Annotated in this window: 14 protein-coding genes and 1 riboswitch; of the genes, 11 read left to right on the top strand and 3 right to left on the bottom strand. The window is 67.6% G+C overall.

Going from position 1 to position 14,295, the window contains the following annotated elements; translation table 11 throughout:
• Positions 1–83: 83 nt before the first annotated feature.
• A riboswitch (SAM riboswitch) is annotated at positions 84–200 on the bottom strand.
• A 190-nt stretch (positions 201–390) separates the two neighbouring features.
• The 10 genes from RMO01_RS05410 (at position 391) to RMO01_RS05365 (ending at position 11,637) form a co-directional block, all read left to right on the top strand.
• Positions 391–525, top strand: coding sequence for a hypothetical protein (locus RMO01_RS05410; RefSeq protein ID WP_309628018.1), 135 nt, complete (start codon positions 391–393; stop codon positions 523–525).
• A gap of 106 nt (positions 526–631) precedes the next feature.
• Complete coding sequence (locus tag RMO01_RS05405) at positions 632–2,371, top strand: homoserine dehydrogenase (RefSeq protein WP_309628017.1); 1,740 nt, start codon at positions 632–634, stop codon at positions 2,369–2,371.
• A 3-nt stretch (positions 2,372–2,374) separates the two neighbouring features.
• Positions 2,375–3,313, top strand: coding sequence for a homoserine kinase (gene thrB, locus RMO01_RS05400; RefSeq protein WP_309628016.1), 939 nt, complete (start codon positions 2,375–2,377; stop codon positions 3,311–3,313).
• Positions 3,314–3,381: 68 nt separating this feature from the next.
• Positions 3,382–4,785: a threonine synthase gene (gene thrC, locus RMO01_RS05395; RefSeq protein ID WP_309628015.1), complete on the top strand. Its 1,404-nt coding sequence runs from the start codon at positions 3,382–3,384 to the stop codon at positions 4,783–4,785.
• Positions 4,786–4,815: 30 nt separating this feature from the next.
• Entirely contained in the window at positions 4,816–5,751 is a 936-nt protein-coding gene (gene cysD / locus RMO01_RS05390; RefSeq protein WP_309628014.1) for a sulfate adenylyltransferase subunit CysD, read from the top strand.
• A complete protein-coding gene (gene cysN, locus RMO01_RS05385; protein WP_309628013.1) occupies positions 5,751–7,574 on the top strand; it encodes a sulfate adenylyltransferase subunit CysN in 1,824 nt (607 codons plus the stop codon). Before cysD ends, cysN begins: the two co-directional genes overlap by 1 nt.
• Positions 7,575–7,609: 35 nt before the next feature.
• Entirely contained in the window at positions 7,610–8,632 is a 1,023-nt protein-coding gene (gene dusA, locus RMO01_RS05380) for a tRNA dihydrouridine(20/20a) synthase DusA (RefSeq protein WP_309628012.1), read from the top strand.
• A 45-nt stretch (positions 8,633–8,677) separates the two neighbouring features.
• On the top strand, positions 8,678–9,355 hold the full coding sequence (locus RMO01_RS05375) for a hypothetical protein (protein WP_309628011.1): 678 nt from the start codon (positions 8,678–8,680) through the stop codon (positions 9,353–9,355).
• 37 nt (positions 9,356–9,392) lie between these two features.
• Positions 9,393–10,217 (top strand): sulfite exporter TauE/SafE family protein, encoded by an 825-nt coding sequence (locus RMO01_RS05370; RefSeq protein WP_309628010.1) that lies wholly within the window; start codon positions 9,393–9,395, stop codon positions 10,215–10,217.
• A 235-nt stretch (positions 10,218–10,452) separates the two neighbouring features.
• Positions 10,453–11,637 (top strand): alpha/beta fold hydrolase, encoded by a 1,185-nt coding sequence (locus RMO01_RS05365; RefSeq protein WP_309628009.1) that lies wholly within the window; start codon positions 10,453–10,455, stop codon positions 11,635–11,637.
• Positions 11,638–11,885: 248 nt separating this feature from the next.
• Here RMO01_RS05365 and RMO01_RS05360 read toward each other — a convergent pair whose 3' ends face one another.
• Positions 11,886–12,380, bottom strand: coding sequence for a TIGR02281 family clan AA aspartic protease (locus RMO01_RS05360; RefSeq protein ID WP_309628008.1), 495 nt, complete (start codon positions 12,378–12,380; stop codon positions 11,886–11,888).
• A gap of 131 nt (positions 12,381–12,511) precedes the next feature.
• Positions 12,512–12,727, bottom strand: a complete 216-nt coding sequence (locus RMO01_RS05355) for a DUF1289 domain-containing protein (RefSeq protein WP_309628007.1) — start codon at positions 12,725–12,727, stop codon at positions 12,512–12,514.
• Positions 12,728–12,878: 151 nt separating this feature from the next.
• Here RMO01_RS05355 and RMO01_RS05350 point away from each other — a divergent pair, with 151 nt between their 5' ends.
• Entirely contained in the window at positions 12,879–13,031 is a 153-nt protein-coding gene (locus tag RMO01_RS05350; protein WP_309628006.1) for a hypothetical protein, read from the top strand.
• Positions 13,032–13,261: 230 nt separating this feature from the next.
• On the opposite strand, the gene RMO01_RS05345 is transcribed toward RMO01_RS05350, so the two are convergent.
• Positions 13,262–14,284, bottom strand: coding sequence for an HlyD family efflux transporter periplasmic adaptor subunit (locus RMO01_RS05345; protein WP_309628005.1), 1,023 nt, complete (start codon positions 14,282–14,284; stop codon positions 13,262–13,264).
• Between the last annotated feature and the right edge of the window lie 11 nt (positions 14,285–14,295).

Below are 14,295 nucleotides of genomic sequence, written 5' to 3'. Positions count from 1 at the left end.
GCCATGGCGTCGTCTGCATCGTCCCGCCCAGCAAGGCTCCGGATGCGATGACAGATCGTGGAGACGTCGCCTCGTCGACGCTCCACTCATCTCTCGCGGAAGGTCCGAAAACCGTCCTCGCAGGAGTTGGCACCGTTCGGTAGGAACCGATGGTTGCCCCGACGTCAAAGGGCCTATCCCTCGGTCGGTCTTGATGAGTGACTTTACGTTGCAGATGCGAAGAGCGCCGGTCAAGAGAAAAAATCTACCTCATTGCCCCCGACGCACGGGGGCGCTGTGACCGAAAAGCCTCGCAGACGTCAAAGCGCGCAAAAAAGATGCACAAACCGGCTTGACGGCGGTCGATCCTCCCGACACCCTGAGATCAACGATTTTTCAGAGGTTTCGCCCGTGTCCCGTCTCGGCCGCATCGCCGTTTCGATCTCGACCGCCGCATTCGCGGGCCGGTCGATGACGCTCGACACCCTCATTTCGACCACCACCGGCATGACCATCACCGGCCCCTCGCGGGCGGGAACAGGTTAGCGCGGAGGTCGAAAGACACCCAGCCAACCCAGACCCGCCCGGCCCCGGCCAGGCGGGTTTTCCTTTGCCCAGATCCCAACACATCCTCTCCGAACGGACCTCCCAGATGCCCCACTCCAACGCCCGCCTCGCCGTCGTCGAGAAACCGGTCGCCGAACCTTCGCCCGCCGCCGAGGTGGTGGTCCTGAAGTTCGGCTCCTCGATCCTCCAGGACCAGTCCTGCGCCCCGGCCGTCGCTTCGGAGGTCTATGGCCACGTCCGCGCGGGCCGGAAGGTCATCGCGGTCGTCTCGGCCCTCGGCGGCCATACCGATCGACTCCTGGCCGACGCCCGCGCCCTCGGCCTTGACCACGAGAACGACCTCCTGCCCGGCTACGTCGCTTTGGGGGAAGAAAAGGCGGCGGCTCTGGTCGCCATCGCCTGCGACCGGATCGGGCTCGACGCCGCGGCATTGTCCGTGCGCGAACTTGGCATCGTGGCCGAGGGGCCGTCCGAGCACGCCCACCCGGTCTCACTGCGCAGCGACGCCCTGTGGAAGTCCCTGGCGGATCATCAGGTCGTCGTCGTCCCGGGCTTCGGCGCCGTGGGTCAGAACGGAAAGGTCGTGCTGCTCGGACGCGGCGGTTCGGACCTCACGGCGGTCTTCCTGGCCGCCGAACTGGGCCTGAACCGCGTGCGGCTGGTGAAGGACGTCGACGGCCTCTACGATCGTGATCCGGCCTCGGCTTCGGGCAAGCCGCTGCGCTATCGTCGGGCCAGCTGGGACGACGCGCGTCGTCACGGCGGCGCCCTGGTCCAGCACGACGCGATCGATCTGGGTCAGCAGCGCTCGGTGGAGATTGAAGTCGCCGCTCTGGGTCGGGCCGACTGCACGGTGGTCGGCGACCACTCGGCGCCTCCGGGCCCGTCGGTGCCGGACGCACCGCTGAAAGTCGCCATCGCCGGCTGCGGCGTGGTCGGCGGCGGTCTGCTGCAACGGCTGCAGAAGGACAGCCGGTTCGAAGTCGTCGGCGTCCTGGTACGCGATCCCTCCAAACCGCGCGATGTCGAGGCTCCGGCGGAGTTGTTCACCGCTGACCGGGAGGCGTTGCTGGCGCTCCAGCCCGACATCCTGCTGGAGGCGCTGTCGGAGGGCGGGGCCGGTCACGATCTGATCCGCGTCGCTCTGGAGCGCGGCATCGATGTCGCCAGCGCCAACAAACAGGCGATCAGCCGCGATCCCGCCGGCCTCGCCGACGCCGCCCGCGCCCATGGATCGCAACTGGCCTATTCGGCGGCGGTCGGCGGCGGGGCGCCGATGATCGAGACCCTGCGCGCGGCCAAGGCGGCCGGGCCCGTGAAAGGGTTCGAGGCGGTTCTGAACGGCACGGTCAACTTCATGCTGACGCGGCTTCAGGCCGGCGCGGATTTCGCAGACGCCCTGGCCGACGCGCGTGTCGCGGGTTTCGCCGAAGAGGACCCGTCGTCGGATCTGGAGGGTCGCGATTCGGCCGCCAAGGTCCGCCTGCTGGCCTTTGAGGCGTTTGGGCGCACACCGGCCGAAGCTGATGTGCCATGCGCCGTCCTGTCGGAAGCCTTCAAGCCCGCCGGGCCGGTGCGTCAGATCGGCGCCTGCGTCCGCGACGGCGAAGGGCTAAAAGCGTCGGTTTCGCTTGACGTGGGCCTAGACGATCCGCTCTTCCAGAGCCTGGACGGGGAGCGCAACGCCTTGAAGGTCTACGGCGAAGATGGACGGGTCTGGTCCTGCAAGGGCCGCGGCGCGGGCCGCTGGCCGACCACCGAGAGCGTGCTGGCGGACCTCGCCGACATCGTTCGGGCGCGCCACGCGTCGTTGGGTCACCACTAGCCTTTGGCCGTCTTTACTCCCGTCACCGACGATGAGGCCCGAGCGTTCCTGGCGGACTATCCGCTAGGGGCGTTCGCGTCCCTGCATCCCATCGCCGAGGGGGTGGAAAACACCAACTATCGGCTCGAAACCGAAGGCGCGCGGCACGTCCTGACCCTGTTCGAAGCGCGGACGGATGCGGCGAGCCTGCCGTTCTGTCTTGGTCTGACCGACCATCTGGCGAGACGGGATTTTCCCGCGCCGAGGCCCGTGCCGAGCAAGGACGGAGACTGGGTCGGAACGCTGAATGGGCGGCCGGCGGCGGTGATCGAATGGCTGCCGGGCGCCTGGCTACGGGACCCCTCGTCGGCCGAGGTCGAGGCGGCGGGGGCCATGCTGGCGCGGCTGCATCTGGAGGCCGCCGGTTTCCCGCTGGAGCGTTCCAATCCGGTCGGGCCCGTGGTCTGGCGAGCACTGGCGGACCGGTCGGCGACGGCGGCGAAGGGTGAGGACCGGGACATCCTTCAGGGTGTCGAGGCGGCGTTGGCGAGGCTCGGTGATCCGTGGACGGAGGACCTGCCGCGCGGACCGATCCATGCCGACTATTTCCCGGACAACATCCTGTTCGAGGACGGAAAAGTCGCGGGTGTCATCGACTTCTATTTCGGCTGCACCGACCTTCTGGCCTATGACCTCGCCATCGCCCTGAGCGCCTGGGGCTTCGACGGGGCGGGGACGCCGATCCCCGGCGCGGTCGCGGCCTTCCGGGGCGGCTATGAGGCCGTGCGCCCCCTGACGTCTGCCGAGGCCGCCGCCCTGCCGAGGCTGGGAGAGGCCGCCGCCATCCGCTTCACCCTGACCCGGCTGCACGACCGGATCTTCCACGACCCGACCAAGCTGGTCACGCCCAAGGATCCCGGCGCCTTCTTCCGCCGGGCAGCATGGTGGCGGGAGGCGGCCTGACCGTTCCGACGCGAACCTGGCGTACAACAACTTGGTGAACCCGCTTCGCCGACCGAACCAGAATGACGATGATCCCGACTTCCGACCGATATGTTTCGACCCGTGGTGACGCCTCCGGCGCCAACTTCGCCGATGCCCTGCTGCGCGGCATGGCGCCTGATGGCGGCCTCTATTTGCCGGGCGCATGGCCCAGCTTATCGCCAGACGCGTGGGCCGCCGGGCGTAGCTATGCCGAGATCGCGACGCGGGCGATGGCGCCCTTCATCGGCGAGGCTCTGCCGGCGGGCGCACTGGATCGGGCGCTGGCGCGACTGACCTCGGGGTTCGAGCCCGCCGAGGTGACGCCCCTGCGTCGACTCGAGGACGGCCTCTACATGCTGGAGCTGTTCCACGGTCCGACCGCCGCCTTCAAGGATTTGGCGATGCAGCTCGCGGCGGCCCTCTCTTCGGAGGCGCTCACCGCGTCGGGCGAGCGACTGACCCTCGTCACGGCGACCAGCGGGGACACGGGCGCCGCCGCTGTTGCCGCCTTCGCCAATGCCGATCGGGTCCGGCTGATCGTGCTCCACCCGCATGAGCGGGTCTCGGCCGTGCAGCGCCGCCAGATGACTACGATCGATGCGCCAAACGTGCTGAACCTCGCGGTCCGGGGGGATTTCGACGATTGCCAGCGGCTGGTGAAGGGGTTGCTGGCGGATGAAAGCCTGCGCGACGGCGAACGGTTCTCCAGCGTCAACTCTATCAACTGGGCGCGGCTGGCGGGGCAGATTCCGTATTACCTCTCGGCCATGTCGCAACTGGCGGCGCTGGGCGAGACGCGGGCGCCGGTCTTCGTCGTACCGACGGGGAACTTCGGCGACGCCTTCGCCGGGATCGCGGCCTCGCGGATGGGACTCCCGGTCGCCGGGTTTGTCGCGGCCGTAAACCGCAACGACGCCCTGGCCCGGGCGATCAATGACGGCGTCTATGCCCGCAAGGCCGCTGTCGAGACCGCCTCGGTCAGCATGGACGTCCAGGCGCCGTCGAACTTCGAGCGCCTTGTGTTTGAGGCCTCGGGGCGCGACGCGGACCTGACCCGCACCCTGTTCGAGACCTTTGCCCGCGAGGCATGGGTGACCCTGCCACCATCCCTGCTCGACGCCATCCGCGCCGAGGTCTCGGCGGTGTCGGTCAGCGAAGCGACGACGCGCGAACAGATCGCGCACGCCCACGCGGCCTGGGGCCAGGTCGTCTGTCCCCACACCGCCGTCGCCCTTTCGGCCGCGCGCAACCTGGACCGGGCGCGGGGTCCGGTCGTGGCCCTGTCCACAGCCCACCCGGCCAAGTTCGGCAAGGACGTCGCTCCGGTGCTCGGCTTCGACCCGGATCCACCGCGTGTCATCCGTGAACTGGGCGACCGGGCGGAGCGGTTCGAGATCATCGACGCCGACGCCTCGACGGCTCTGGCGGCGGTCCGGGCCTTCACAAGCTAGGCGGACCTCACGGGGTGCGCCCGGCCCCGGTTGTTGCTATCGACAGGTGTGACCGATCCGACGCCCTCCGCCCGTCTGACCCATCTCCAGTCCCTCGAGGCTGAGGCGATCCACATCCTGCGTGAGGTGGCCGCCGAGATCGAACGGCCGGTGATGCTGTATTCGATCGGCAAGGATTCGGCCGTGATGCTGCATCTCGCGAGGAAGGCCTTCTTCCCCGGTCCGATCCCCTTCCCGCTGATGCATATCGATACGACGTGGAAGTTCCGCGAAATGTATGCGCTGAGGGATCAGGTCGGGGCGGCGGACGACGTCGACCTGAAGATCTGGATCAACGAGGACGCCCGGTCACGCGGGATCAATCCGTTCGATCACGGCGCGCTGCATACCGATCTGTGGAAGACCGAGGGGCTGAAGCAGGCGCTGGATCATCACGGCTTCCAGGCCGCGTTCGGCGGGGCGAGGCGCGACGAGGAGAAGTCGCGGGCCAAGGAGCGGATCTTCTCGTTCCGCTCGGCCGGGCATCGCTGGGACCCGAAGAACCAGAGGCCGGAGCTCTGGCGGCTCTACAACACGCGGATCGGGGCGGGTGAGACCATCCGCGTCTTCCCCATCTCCGACTGGACCGAGCTGGACGTCTGGCAATACATCGAGCAGGAGGCGATCCCGGTCGTGCCGCTGTATTTCGCACAGCCGAGGCCAGTGGTCGAACGCGATGGCGCGTTGATCATGGTCGACGACGCGCGGATGCGACTGCGGCCCGGCGAAACGCCACAGGTGCGGTCGGTGCGGTTCCGGACCCTGGGCTGTTATCCGCTGACCGGGGCGGTCGAGAGCGAGGCGACCTGCGTCGCCGACATCATCGCCGAGATGAAGGCCTCCACCACCTCGGAACGGCAGGGGCGGGTCATCGACCACGACCAGTCCGCCTCGATGGAGAAGAAGAAGGCGGAGGGCTATTTCTGATGAAGTCCCTGCTTCGCTTCATCACCTGCGGCTCGGTGGACGACGGCAAGTCGACCCTGATCGGGCGGCTGCTCTACGACACCCGAACGATCCTTGACGACCAGATGTCGGCGCTGGAAGCGGACTCGAAAAAGGTCGGGACCCAGGGGCAGAACATCGATTTCGCCCTGCTGGTCGACGGACTGGCGGCCGAGCGGGAACAGGGCATCACCATCGATGTGGCCTACCGGTTCTTCGCCACCGAGCACCGCAAATTCATCGTCGCCGATACGCCGGGGCACGAGCAATATACCCGGAACATGGTCACCGGCGCCTCGACGGCCGACGTGGCGGTGATCCTGATCGACGCGCGCAAGGGCGTGCTGGTCCAGACGCGGCGGCATTCCTACCTCTGCGCCCTGCTGGGAATCCGGAAGGTGGTGCTGGCGGTCAACAAGATGGATCTGGTCGGCTGGGACCCCGGCCTGTTCGCGGAGATCGTCGAGGACTATCGCGCCTTCGCCGACAGTATCGGTCTGGGCGACGTGACCCCCATCGCTCTTTCGGGCCTGACGGGTGAGGGGGTGGTTGCGCCCTCGCCGGAGGGCTTCGCCGGGCCGAGCCTGCTGGAGTGGCTGGAAGGGGTCGAGGTCGGCGACGACGCGGCGACCCGGCCCTTCCGGATGCCCGTCCAATTGGTCAATCGTCCGAACCCGGAATTTCGTGGGTATGCCGGGCTGATCGCGGCGGGGACGGTGTCGCCCGGCGATCGGGTGCGGGTCCTGCCGTCCGGGCGCGAGAGTCGGATCGCGCGGATCGTCGCCATGCCAAACGACCTTGCCGGGGCGGCCGCGGGCCGGTCCGTCACCCTGACGCTGGAGGACGAGATCGATGTCTCGCGCGGCGACGTCATCGCGGCAGCCGAGGCGCCGCCGGAGGTCGCCGACCAGTTCGAGGCCACGGTCGTGTGGATGGACGAGGAGACCCTGTCGCCCGGCCGCTCCTACCTGCTCAAGATCGGCGCGCGGACGGCGACGGCCCAGGTCACGGCGATCCGGCACCGGGTCAACGTCAACACCCTGGAGAAGCTGGCGGCCAAGCGGCTGGAGCTCAACGACATTGCGGTCTGCAACCTGTCGCTCGACCGGCCGATCGCCTTCGAGCCGTATGAGACGAACCGGGATCTGGGCGGCTTCATCCTGATCGACCGGATCACCAACCGGACAGTCGGGGCGGGGATGATCCGCTATGCCTTGCGCCGGGCCGACAACATCCACTGGCAGGCCATTGATGTGGACCGCTCCGCGCGGGCGGCGATGAAAGGGCAGAGGGGCGCCGTCGTCTGGCTGACCGGATTGTCCGGGGCCGGAAAGTCGACCATCGCCAACCTGGTCGACAAGCGGCTGCATACGCTGGGGCGGCACACCTATCTGCTGGATGGGGACAACGTCCGCCACGGACTGAACCGCGATCTGGGCTTCACCGAGGAGGACCGGGTCGAGAACATTCGCCGGGTCGCCGAGGTGGCGAAACTGATGTCCGATGCGGGTCTGATCGTCGTCACGGCCTTCATCTCTCCTTTCCGGGCGGAGCGGCGGATGGCGCGCGAGATGATGGCCGAGGGGGAGTTCCTGGAGGTGTTCGTCGATGCGCCGCTGGCGGTCGCCGAGGCGCGGGACGTGAAGGGGCTGTACGCCAAGGCGCGCGCGGGCGACCTGAAAAACTTCACCGGGATCGACAGCCCGTATGAGGCTCCGGAAGCCGCCGAGATCGTCATCGACACCACGGCGATGAGCGCGGTGGAGGCGGCCGAGGCTATCGTGAAGCGGCTGGGTCTGGGCTGACTTTCGGGCGTCAGCCGCGTATGGGGTCGCCGACGATGACCCATCCCGCCCACAGACTGTCCGTCGCACCGATGATGGACTGGACCGACCGGCATTGCCGGGCGTTCCACCGCGCCCTGTCGACGCGGGCCCTGCTCTATACCGAGATGGTCACGGCTCCGGCGGTGATCCACGGCGACCGGGAGCGTTTGCTGGGCTTCGACGCGGTCGAGCACCCGGTGGCGCTGCAGCTCGGCGGATCCGATCCGGTCCAGCTGGCCGAGGCGGCGAAGATCGGTGCGGCCATGGGATACGACGAGATCAATATGAACGTCGGCTGCCCGTCGGACCGGGTGCAGTCGGGAAGGTTCGGCGCCTGTCTGATGCGCGAGCCGGAACTGGTGGCCGACTGTATGGCGGCGATCCGCGAGGCGGTGGCTGTGCCGGCGACGGTCAAATGCCGCATCGGGGTGGACGATCAGGACCCGCAGGTCAGTCTGTTCGCCACGGTGGACGCCTCGGCGGCCGTCGGGGTGACAACCTTCGTCGTCCATGCGCGCAAGGCCTGGCTGAGCGGCCTGTCGCCCAGGGAGAACCGGGACGTGCCGCCTCTGGACTACGCGCTGGTGCGGCGGCTTAAGCGGGAGCGGCCGCATCTGACCGTCTGCATCAACGGAGGCATCGGCTCGCTGGACGATGCGGAGGCGCATCTGGATGCGGGCGACGGGGTCCAGCTGGACGGGGTCATGCTGGGGCGCGCGGCCTATCACGAGCCGGCCTTGCTGGGTCAGGTCGACCGGCGGCTGTTCGGCGCGACGAGCGCCGACGTCGATCGGTTCGAGGCCATAGACCGTTACAAGCCCTATCTGGCGAGGCGGCTGGAAGAAGGCTGGGGCCTGCATTCCATGACGCGGCATATGCTGGGCCTGATGCACGGGCGGCCGGGCGCGCGGGCCTTCCGGCGCATCCTGACGGTCGAGGCGATCAAGCCGGGCGCGGGTCTGGATGTGGTCGATCGGGCCGTCGAGGCGGTGCGCGAGGCCGAGGCGCGGCGCGACCGGGTCGAGGACGCCGCCTGACACGGTCAACGCTCCGTTAAGCGTAACGGGGACAAGGCTGCGGGTATGACCCGCATCACGCTGATCGCCCTGACCCTGCTGGCCGCTTCGGCGGGCGCCGCCGAGGCGCAGAGCCGCCATCCGCGCTCGCCGATCACAGCCGCCCTGAACGCGGGGACGACGGGGGTGGGCGCCGAGGTGCAGCTTTCGCTGGGTCCGGTGTTTGTCGTGCGGGGCGGGATCGATACGCTGGGGTATGACTTCGACGAGCGCTACAGCGATATCGACTACTCGGGGCGGTTCGACTTCGACACGGTGTCGGGGTTCGTCGATCTGCATCCGTTCCTGAATGGCTTCCTCATCTCCGGCGGGGCCTATGTGGGGAACCGGACGATCAATCTCAACGGGCGGCCGAGCGCGCCGGTGGATATCGGCGGGGCGACCTTCACCCCGGCCGAGGTCGGCACGCTGAGCGGCCGGATCAAACTGTCGGAGACCGCGCCCTTCGTCGGCATCGGCTATGACGACAGCTTCTATCGCGAGGGGACCTGGGGCTTCCGCGGCATGGTCGGGGTGGCCTGGAGCCAGGAGCCGGAGGTCGGCCTGTCCTCCAGCGGCGGAACCCTGTCCAACGACCCGGCCTTCCGGGCGCGGCTGGAGCAGGAGGCGCGCGAGATCCAGGAGGACGCCAAGGACAAGGCCTTCTTCCCGGTGGTGCAACTGGGCGTCACGGCGCGGTTCTGAGCCGGACAGGCGGCGCGGCCTGGGCTAAAGCCCGTCGGTGACCTCCCTTCCCCTGAACGAACTGGCTCTGCTGGCCGCTGCGGTGCTCGCGGCGGGGCTGGCGGGCGGCCTGATCGCCGGCCTGTTCGGGGTCGGCGGCGGGACGGTGCTGGTGCCGGCGCTGTTCTATGCCTTCTCGGTGCTGGGGCTGGGCGGGGAGAGCAATCTGCATGTCGCCATCGGCACCTCCCTGCTGACCATCGTGGCGACGTCCTGGCGGTCGCTGGGCGCGCACCGGGCGCACGGTGCGGTGGACGAACAGGTGCTGAAGACCTGGACGCCCTGGGTCGGGGCCGGGGCGCTGGCCGGGGCGGCTGTCGCCGGGCTGACCTCGATGGAGGGGCTGGCGATCGTCTATGGCGTCTGCCTGGCGGTGGTCGCGGCGCAGATGGGGCTGCTGCCGGAGACGGTTCACGTCCGCAAGGACCTGCCGACGGGCTGGTGGCGGCGCGGGATCGGCGGGCTGATCGGACTTTTGTCGGCCATGATGGGCGTGGGCGGCGGAAGTTTCGGCGGCATGCTGATGACCCTGTGCGGACGGCCGATCCATCAGGCGGTGGCGACCGCCTCGGGGTTCGGCATCGCCATCGGGGCGGCGGCGACCCTGGGCTTCATCATCTTCGGATTTGGCGCGGATGGCCGACCGCCGCTGAGCCTCGGTTACGTCAATGTGCCGGCGGCGGTGGCGATGGGGGTGCTGACAACGCTGGTGGCGCCCTATGGCGCAAGGCTGGCGCACCGGCTGGATCGCAAGGTGCTGAGGAAGGCGTTCGCGATCTATCTGCTGGCCACCGCGATCTCGGTGGTGGTGAAGGCGCTGTAGGGCGCGAATTGCAGCTTTTACTATCGCCGGTGATTTCGTGACGATTTCGGCCAGTCAGATCCTGCAAAATCCGACGACTTGGGTCAGGGGGACTATGCCTTTTCTGCAGAAATACTGCAGGAATTGGGCAGTTTAAGACTCTCCGTCGGGACCGCTTTCTGGCGTCAGGTCAAGGACCGTTTTCGACCCATAGCGGACATTCCGGGGTGTCGGTCTGGAAGTCCGATTCTGGCGCATGTCGAGCCTTCACGATGTCCGGTTGTGGACAGCCGTTGCCCTGCTTTTCGTGGCGTCTGAAATCGAATTCCCAAAGTGGGGCCTTCGTGTAATCACACCGCATCATTCGGGGGGCGTTGTGAAGAATCTGGGTTTGATTGCGGTGGGGCTGACCCTCTGCATCGGCGGCATCGCCCATGCGAGCGCCTCAGACTTGGCCCCTGCCTGTGCAGCAGGACAGGCAGTCCATGAGGCTGGCTTCATCACCATCGGCGGCATCGAACAATGGGTGGTCGTCGACGGCGCAGACTGTGGAAATCCGGTCGTGGTGATCGTGCACGGCGGGCCAGGAAATCCCAACACGCCCTTCGCCCGAAATATCTTCGACGACTGGGAAAACGACTTCACCATCGTGCAGTGGGATCAGCGGGGCTCGGGCAAGACCTACGGCGCCAACCGGCCGGCCGGGGACGAACCTCTTACGCTGCAAGCTTTGACGACGGACGGCATCGAGGTAACGCGTTATGCGATCCAGCGCTTCGGCAAGCGTAAGGTCATCCTGATGGGTGGATCCTGGGGCTCCGCCTTAGCGACCCATATGGCGATGGCGGCCCCGAACCTGTTCCACGCTTATGTGGGAACTGGCCAGCTTGTGAACTATCAGCAGGATTTGGAGGTCGGCTATGCGCGCACCCTGTCCTTGGCGACGGCCGCCGGCGACAGCGACGCCGTCACTCGGCTCGAAGCCCTAGGGGCGCCGCCGTGGACCGACCCGCGCGCCTTCGGCATCCTGCGACGAATCTCGCGCCGATACGAAGCCATGGTCAGCGAGCCGCCGCCTGCCGGTTGGTTCACCTTCGGTCCCGGCTACGACACGCCCGCCTACGAGGCCGACTATACGGCGGGCGAGGACTATTCCTTCTTCAACTTCGTCGGTGCTGCCAACGACGGCATGGGCCCCAGGATCGACCTGCGCAGGCTTGGGATGGATTTCGCCATGCCGGTCTACATGCTGCAGGGCGAGGAGGACCTCGTCACGCCGGCTGAGGTCTCTCGCGCCTATTTCGATGACCTTTCGGCTCCCCAGAAGACCTATGTGGCGCTGGGCCGGACGGGGCACGACCCCAATCGCATTATGATCGACGCGCAGCATGAGGCGCTGATGCAAGCGCGGCCGGAGGCGGTAGCGACGGACGGGCTCTGACGCCTTCACATAACTGTCTGAGAGGGTGGCGTTGCTCGGCGAGCGCCTCGTCTTGGCCAATCGCAGAGCAGCACTCGGCACCATGGGTGACAAAGCGGCGGCAGCCGCAGCATGAGATTTCGGACTTGGGGCACGATGCCAATGACCGCTTCTGGCGCTGAGCGGCTCTCGGTCCCGTTCTAGTCGCAGGTCCATTTCCCACCCATAGCCGACCTTTCCGAGGGCCGTTGATGGGGGAGGCCGGCGCTTTAAGGCCGCAGCGTCAGTCCGGTCGGGCGCGCCTCGAAGGAGGACAGGCGGCCGAGGTAGCTCATGCCCAGAAGGGAGTGGGGCAGGCCTGCCTCGACGACCAGGGCGCGGACCTTGTTCACGCGGGCGCCGGCGACGGCCACGTGGTCCAGCTCGATGGCGGCGGCCCGGGCCGGACCGGACGCGGTCTCGACCGTCTGCGTGAAGTCGGCGGGCGTGAGACGCAGGCCAAGGCGCAGGGCGTCCTCGCGCGTCAGGGCGACGACCGAGGCGCCGGTGTCGACGAGGACGCGGATGGCGCGGCCGTCGATGTCGGCCTCGGCCCAGTAGTGGCCGTCGGCGGAGCGGGCGATCTGGGCGGGTTGTCCGGGGACGGCTCGGACCGTGGCGGGGGCTTCAGCAGGGACGACCATGACCGCAGCCTCGGCCGTGCGAGGCTCCTGGTGGGTCAGCCACCAGGCGACGCTCAGCGAAGAGACGGTCGCAATGGCCATGACGATCGCGGACTGAATATCTAGACGCAACGCGGGACACCTTCGCGACTGACCGCTTCTGCGGCTGATCACACCCTGCACGCGCCGCGTTGGGATGCGGTGAAGCGACGTGGCTGATGAAGGGTTAAGGCTCAGAACCCAAGTTTGGCGGGGTCGATCTTCGCTTCACGGGCCGGAAGTTCAGCCATGATTTCAGCGCGTTGTTGATCGGTCAGCCGGGACCATCCACCGATCTCCTGAAGTGTCCGATAGCAGCCGAGACAGAGGCCGGAGGGGCCGTCGACGATACACACCTGGATGCAGGGCGTGGCGATCGAGCGTGGCGGCGGAGCTGCATTTGAAGACATGATTGCGAAAACTGATCCGAAGTCGGACTAAAAAACTTGCAATTCGGCGAAGATGTGCGAGGGTGTCATCGACGCGAAACGACTGAGAGGGTGAAAACCCCTGCGAGCACGACGCGTCTCTTTTCATCGTTCAGCGAAAGGAGACGCCAGGATGAACGACAAGGAGAAGAACCTCCAGCACGCCATGATGTCCTTTGCCCTCTGGGGCGGGATGCTGGTGGGCAATCGACCGTCTCGCCAAAGCGAGCGGGTGGTCAGCCACCCGTCCAACTTCGTGCCCTTCCGGTACGAGAAGAAGAGCTGAGATACGAAAAAGCCCCGGCCATCGGCCGGGGCTTCTGTCTGTGGTCTCCTCCCTGTCGCGCAGCGATGGGGAGGTGGCTCGAAGCGCAGCGGAGAGACGGAGGGGGCGAGGCCACGTTGAAAGCTGGCCTCCCTCGTCGTCGAAATCGTGTCGCCCCCTCCGTCTGCTCGCAAGGGCTCGCATCCACCTCCCCATTCGCCCAGCGGCGAACAGGGAGGAGATGGGAATGCCTAACTCGCGGCCCGTGGTTCCGGGGTCTGCATCGAACGTGTGGCGGGGACGCCGACGGTGGGGGTGCGGGCGGCGCCGGCGGCCTGGCCGGGCTTCATGAACTTCACCAGCACGCGCTGACCGATCAGCAGAGGAGCGTCGCCGGCGGTGACGACGACCTCCACGACGCGTTCGTCGGAGCGTTGCGAGGGGTCGTCAGAGGCCAGTTTCCGGGCGCCGAAGACGGCGGCGCGGCGCAGGACCGTGCCGACATAGACCTTGGACGGATCGCCTTCGGGGGTGATCTCCACGGCCTGGCCTGTCGTGACGTTGGGGATGTCGGATTCGACGATCTCGGCGCGGGCGATGCGCGGGGCGTTCGGCTCCAGGTCGAACATGTTCGAGACGTTCAGGGTCGAGGCGCCGGCGCCCGGGTTGGCGTAGCGGCGCACGATACGGCCATCGGCCGGCGAGCGGATTACCGTCAGTTCGACATTGTAGGCGGCCTGGTCGCGGCGGGCGCGGGCGGTCTGGACAGCCGCCTGCTGCGAGCCGAGGCGGGCCTGGGCCTGGGCGATCTGGTCGCGGGCCTGGTCGAGGCGCTGGGCGGCGACGAAGTTGGTGGCGACCAGCCGCTCCAGCCGGTCGAACTCGCGCTGGGCGGTGCGGATATCGACCTGGATCAGGTTGAGCTGGCTCTGGGCCGAGCTCAGGTCCGCGTTGGACGTCTGAAGCGCCAGACGGGCTTCGTCATCTTCCTGGCGGGCCAGGATCTGGCCCGCGACGACGGTGTCGCCTTCCTGGACCAGGACTTCGCGGACGATGCCGCCGCGACGGGCCGCGATCTGGATGATGCCGCCCTCGATATCGACCTTGCCGTTGGCGATGGCCGCGTAGGGGCTCTCGACCTTCTCGGCCTCGGCCTTCTCGGCTTCCGCCTTCTTGGCCTCGCCCTGGCTCCGCATGATGGAGAAGCCGACGACGGCCAGGACGACCAGCACGAGGCCGATCCAGAGCCATTTGTTCTTCAGGAAGGCGGGCATGACGGTTTGAA

Origin of the sequence: Brevundimonas sp. (assembly GCF_031412435.1) — a bacterium.
Classification (GTDB): domain Bacteria; phylum Pseudomonadota; class Alphaproteobacteria; order Caulobacterales; family Caulobacteraceae; genus Brevundimonas.
Note: the sequence above shows the minus strand (reverse complement) of the source record. Positions and strands in the feature narration are given on the sequence as shown.

Excerpts from the sequence above, each read along its gene's own strand:
- RMO01_RS05405 (WP_309628017.1), top strand. The coding sequence starts at position 632 with ATGCCCCACTCCAACGCCCGCCTCGCCGTCGTCGAGAAACCGGTCGCC.
- RMO01_RS05365 (WP_309628009.1), top strand. The coding sequence starts at position 10,453 with ATGTCGAGCCTTCACGATGTCCGGTTGTGGACAGCCGTTGCCCTGCTT.
- RMO01_RS05375 (WP_309628011.1), top strand. The coding sequence starts at position 8,678 with ATGACCCGCATCACGCTGATCGCCCTGACCCTGCTGGCCGCTTCGGCG.
- thrC (WP_309628015.1), top strand. The coding sequence starts at position 3,382 with ATGATCCCGACTTCCGACCGATATGTTTCGACCCGTGGTGACGCCTCC.
- dusA (WP_309628012.1), top strand. The coding sequence starts at position 7,610 with ATGACCCATCCCGCCCACAGACTGTCCGTCGCACCGATGATGGACTGG.
- RMO01_RS05345 (WP_309628005.1), bottom strand. The coding sequence starts at position 14,284 with ATGCCCGCCTTCCTGAAGAACAAATGGCTCTGGATCGGCCTCGTGCTG.
- RMO01_RS05350 (WP_309628006.1), top strand. The coding sequence starts at position 12,879 with ATGAACGACAAGGAGAAGAACCTCCAGCACGCCATGATGTCCTTTGCC.
- cysN (WP_309628013.1), top strand. The coding sequence starts at position 5,751 with ATGAAGTCCCTGCTTCGCTTCATCACCTGCGGCTCGGTGGACGACGGC.
- RMO01_RS05355 (WP_309628007.1), bottom strand. The coding sequence starts at position 12,727 with ATGTCTTCAAATGCAGCTCCGCCGCCACGCTCGATCGCCACGCCCTGC.
- RMO01_RS05360 (WP_309628008.1), bottom strand. The coding sequence starts at position 12,380 with ATGGCCATTGCGACCGTCTCTTCGCTGAGCGTCGCCTGGTGGCTGACC.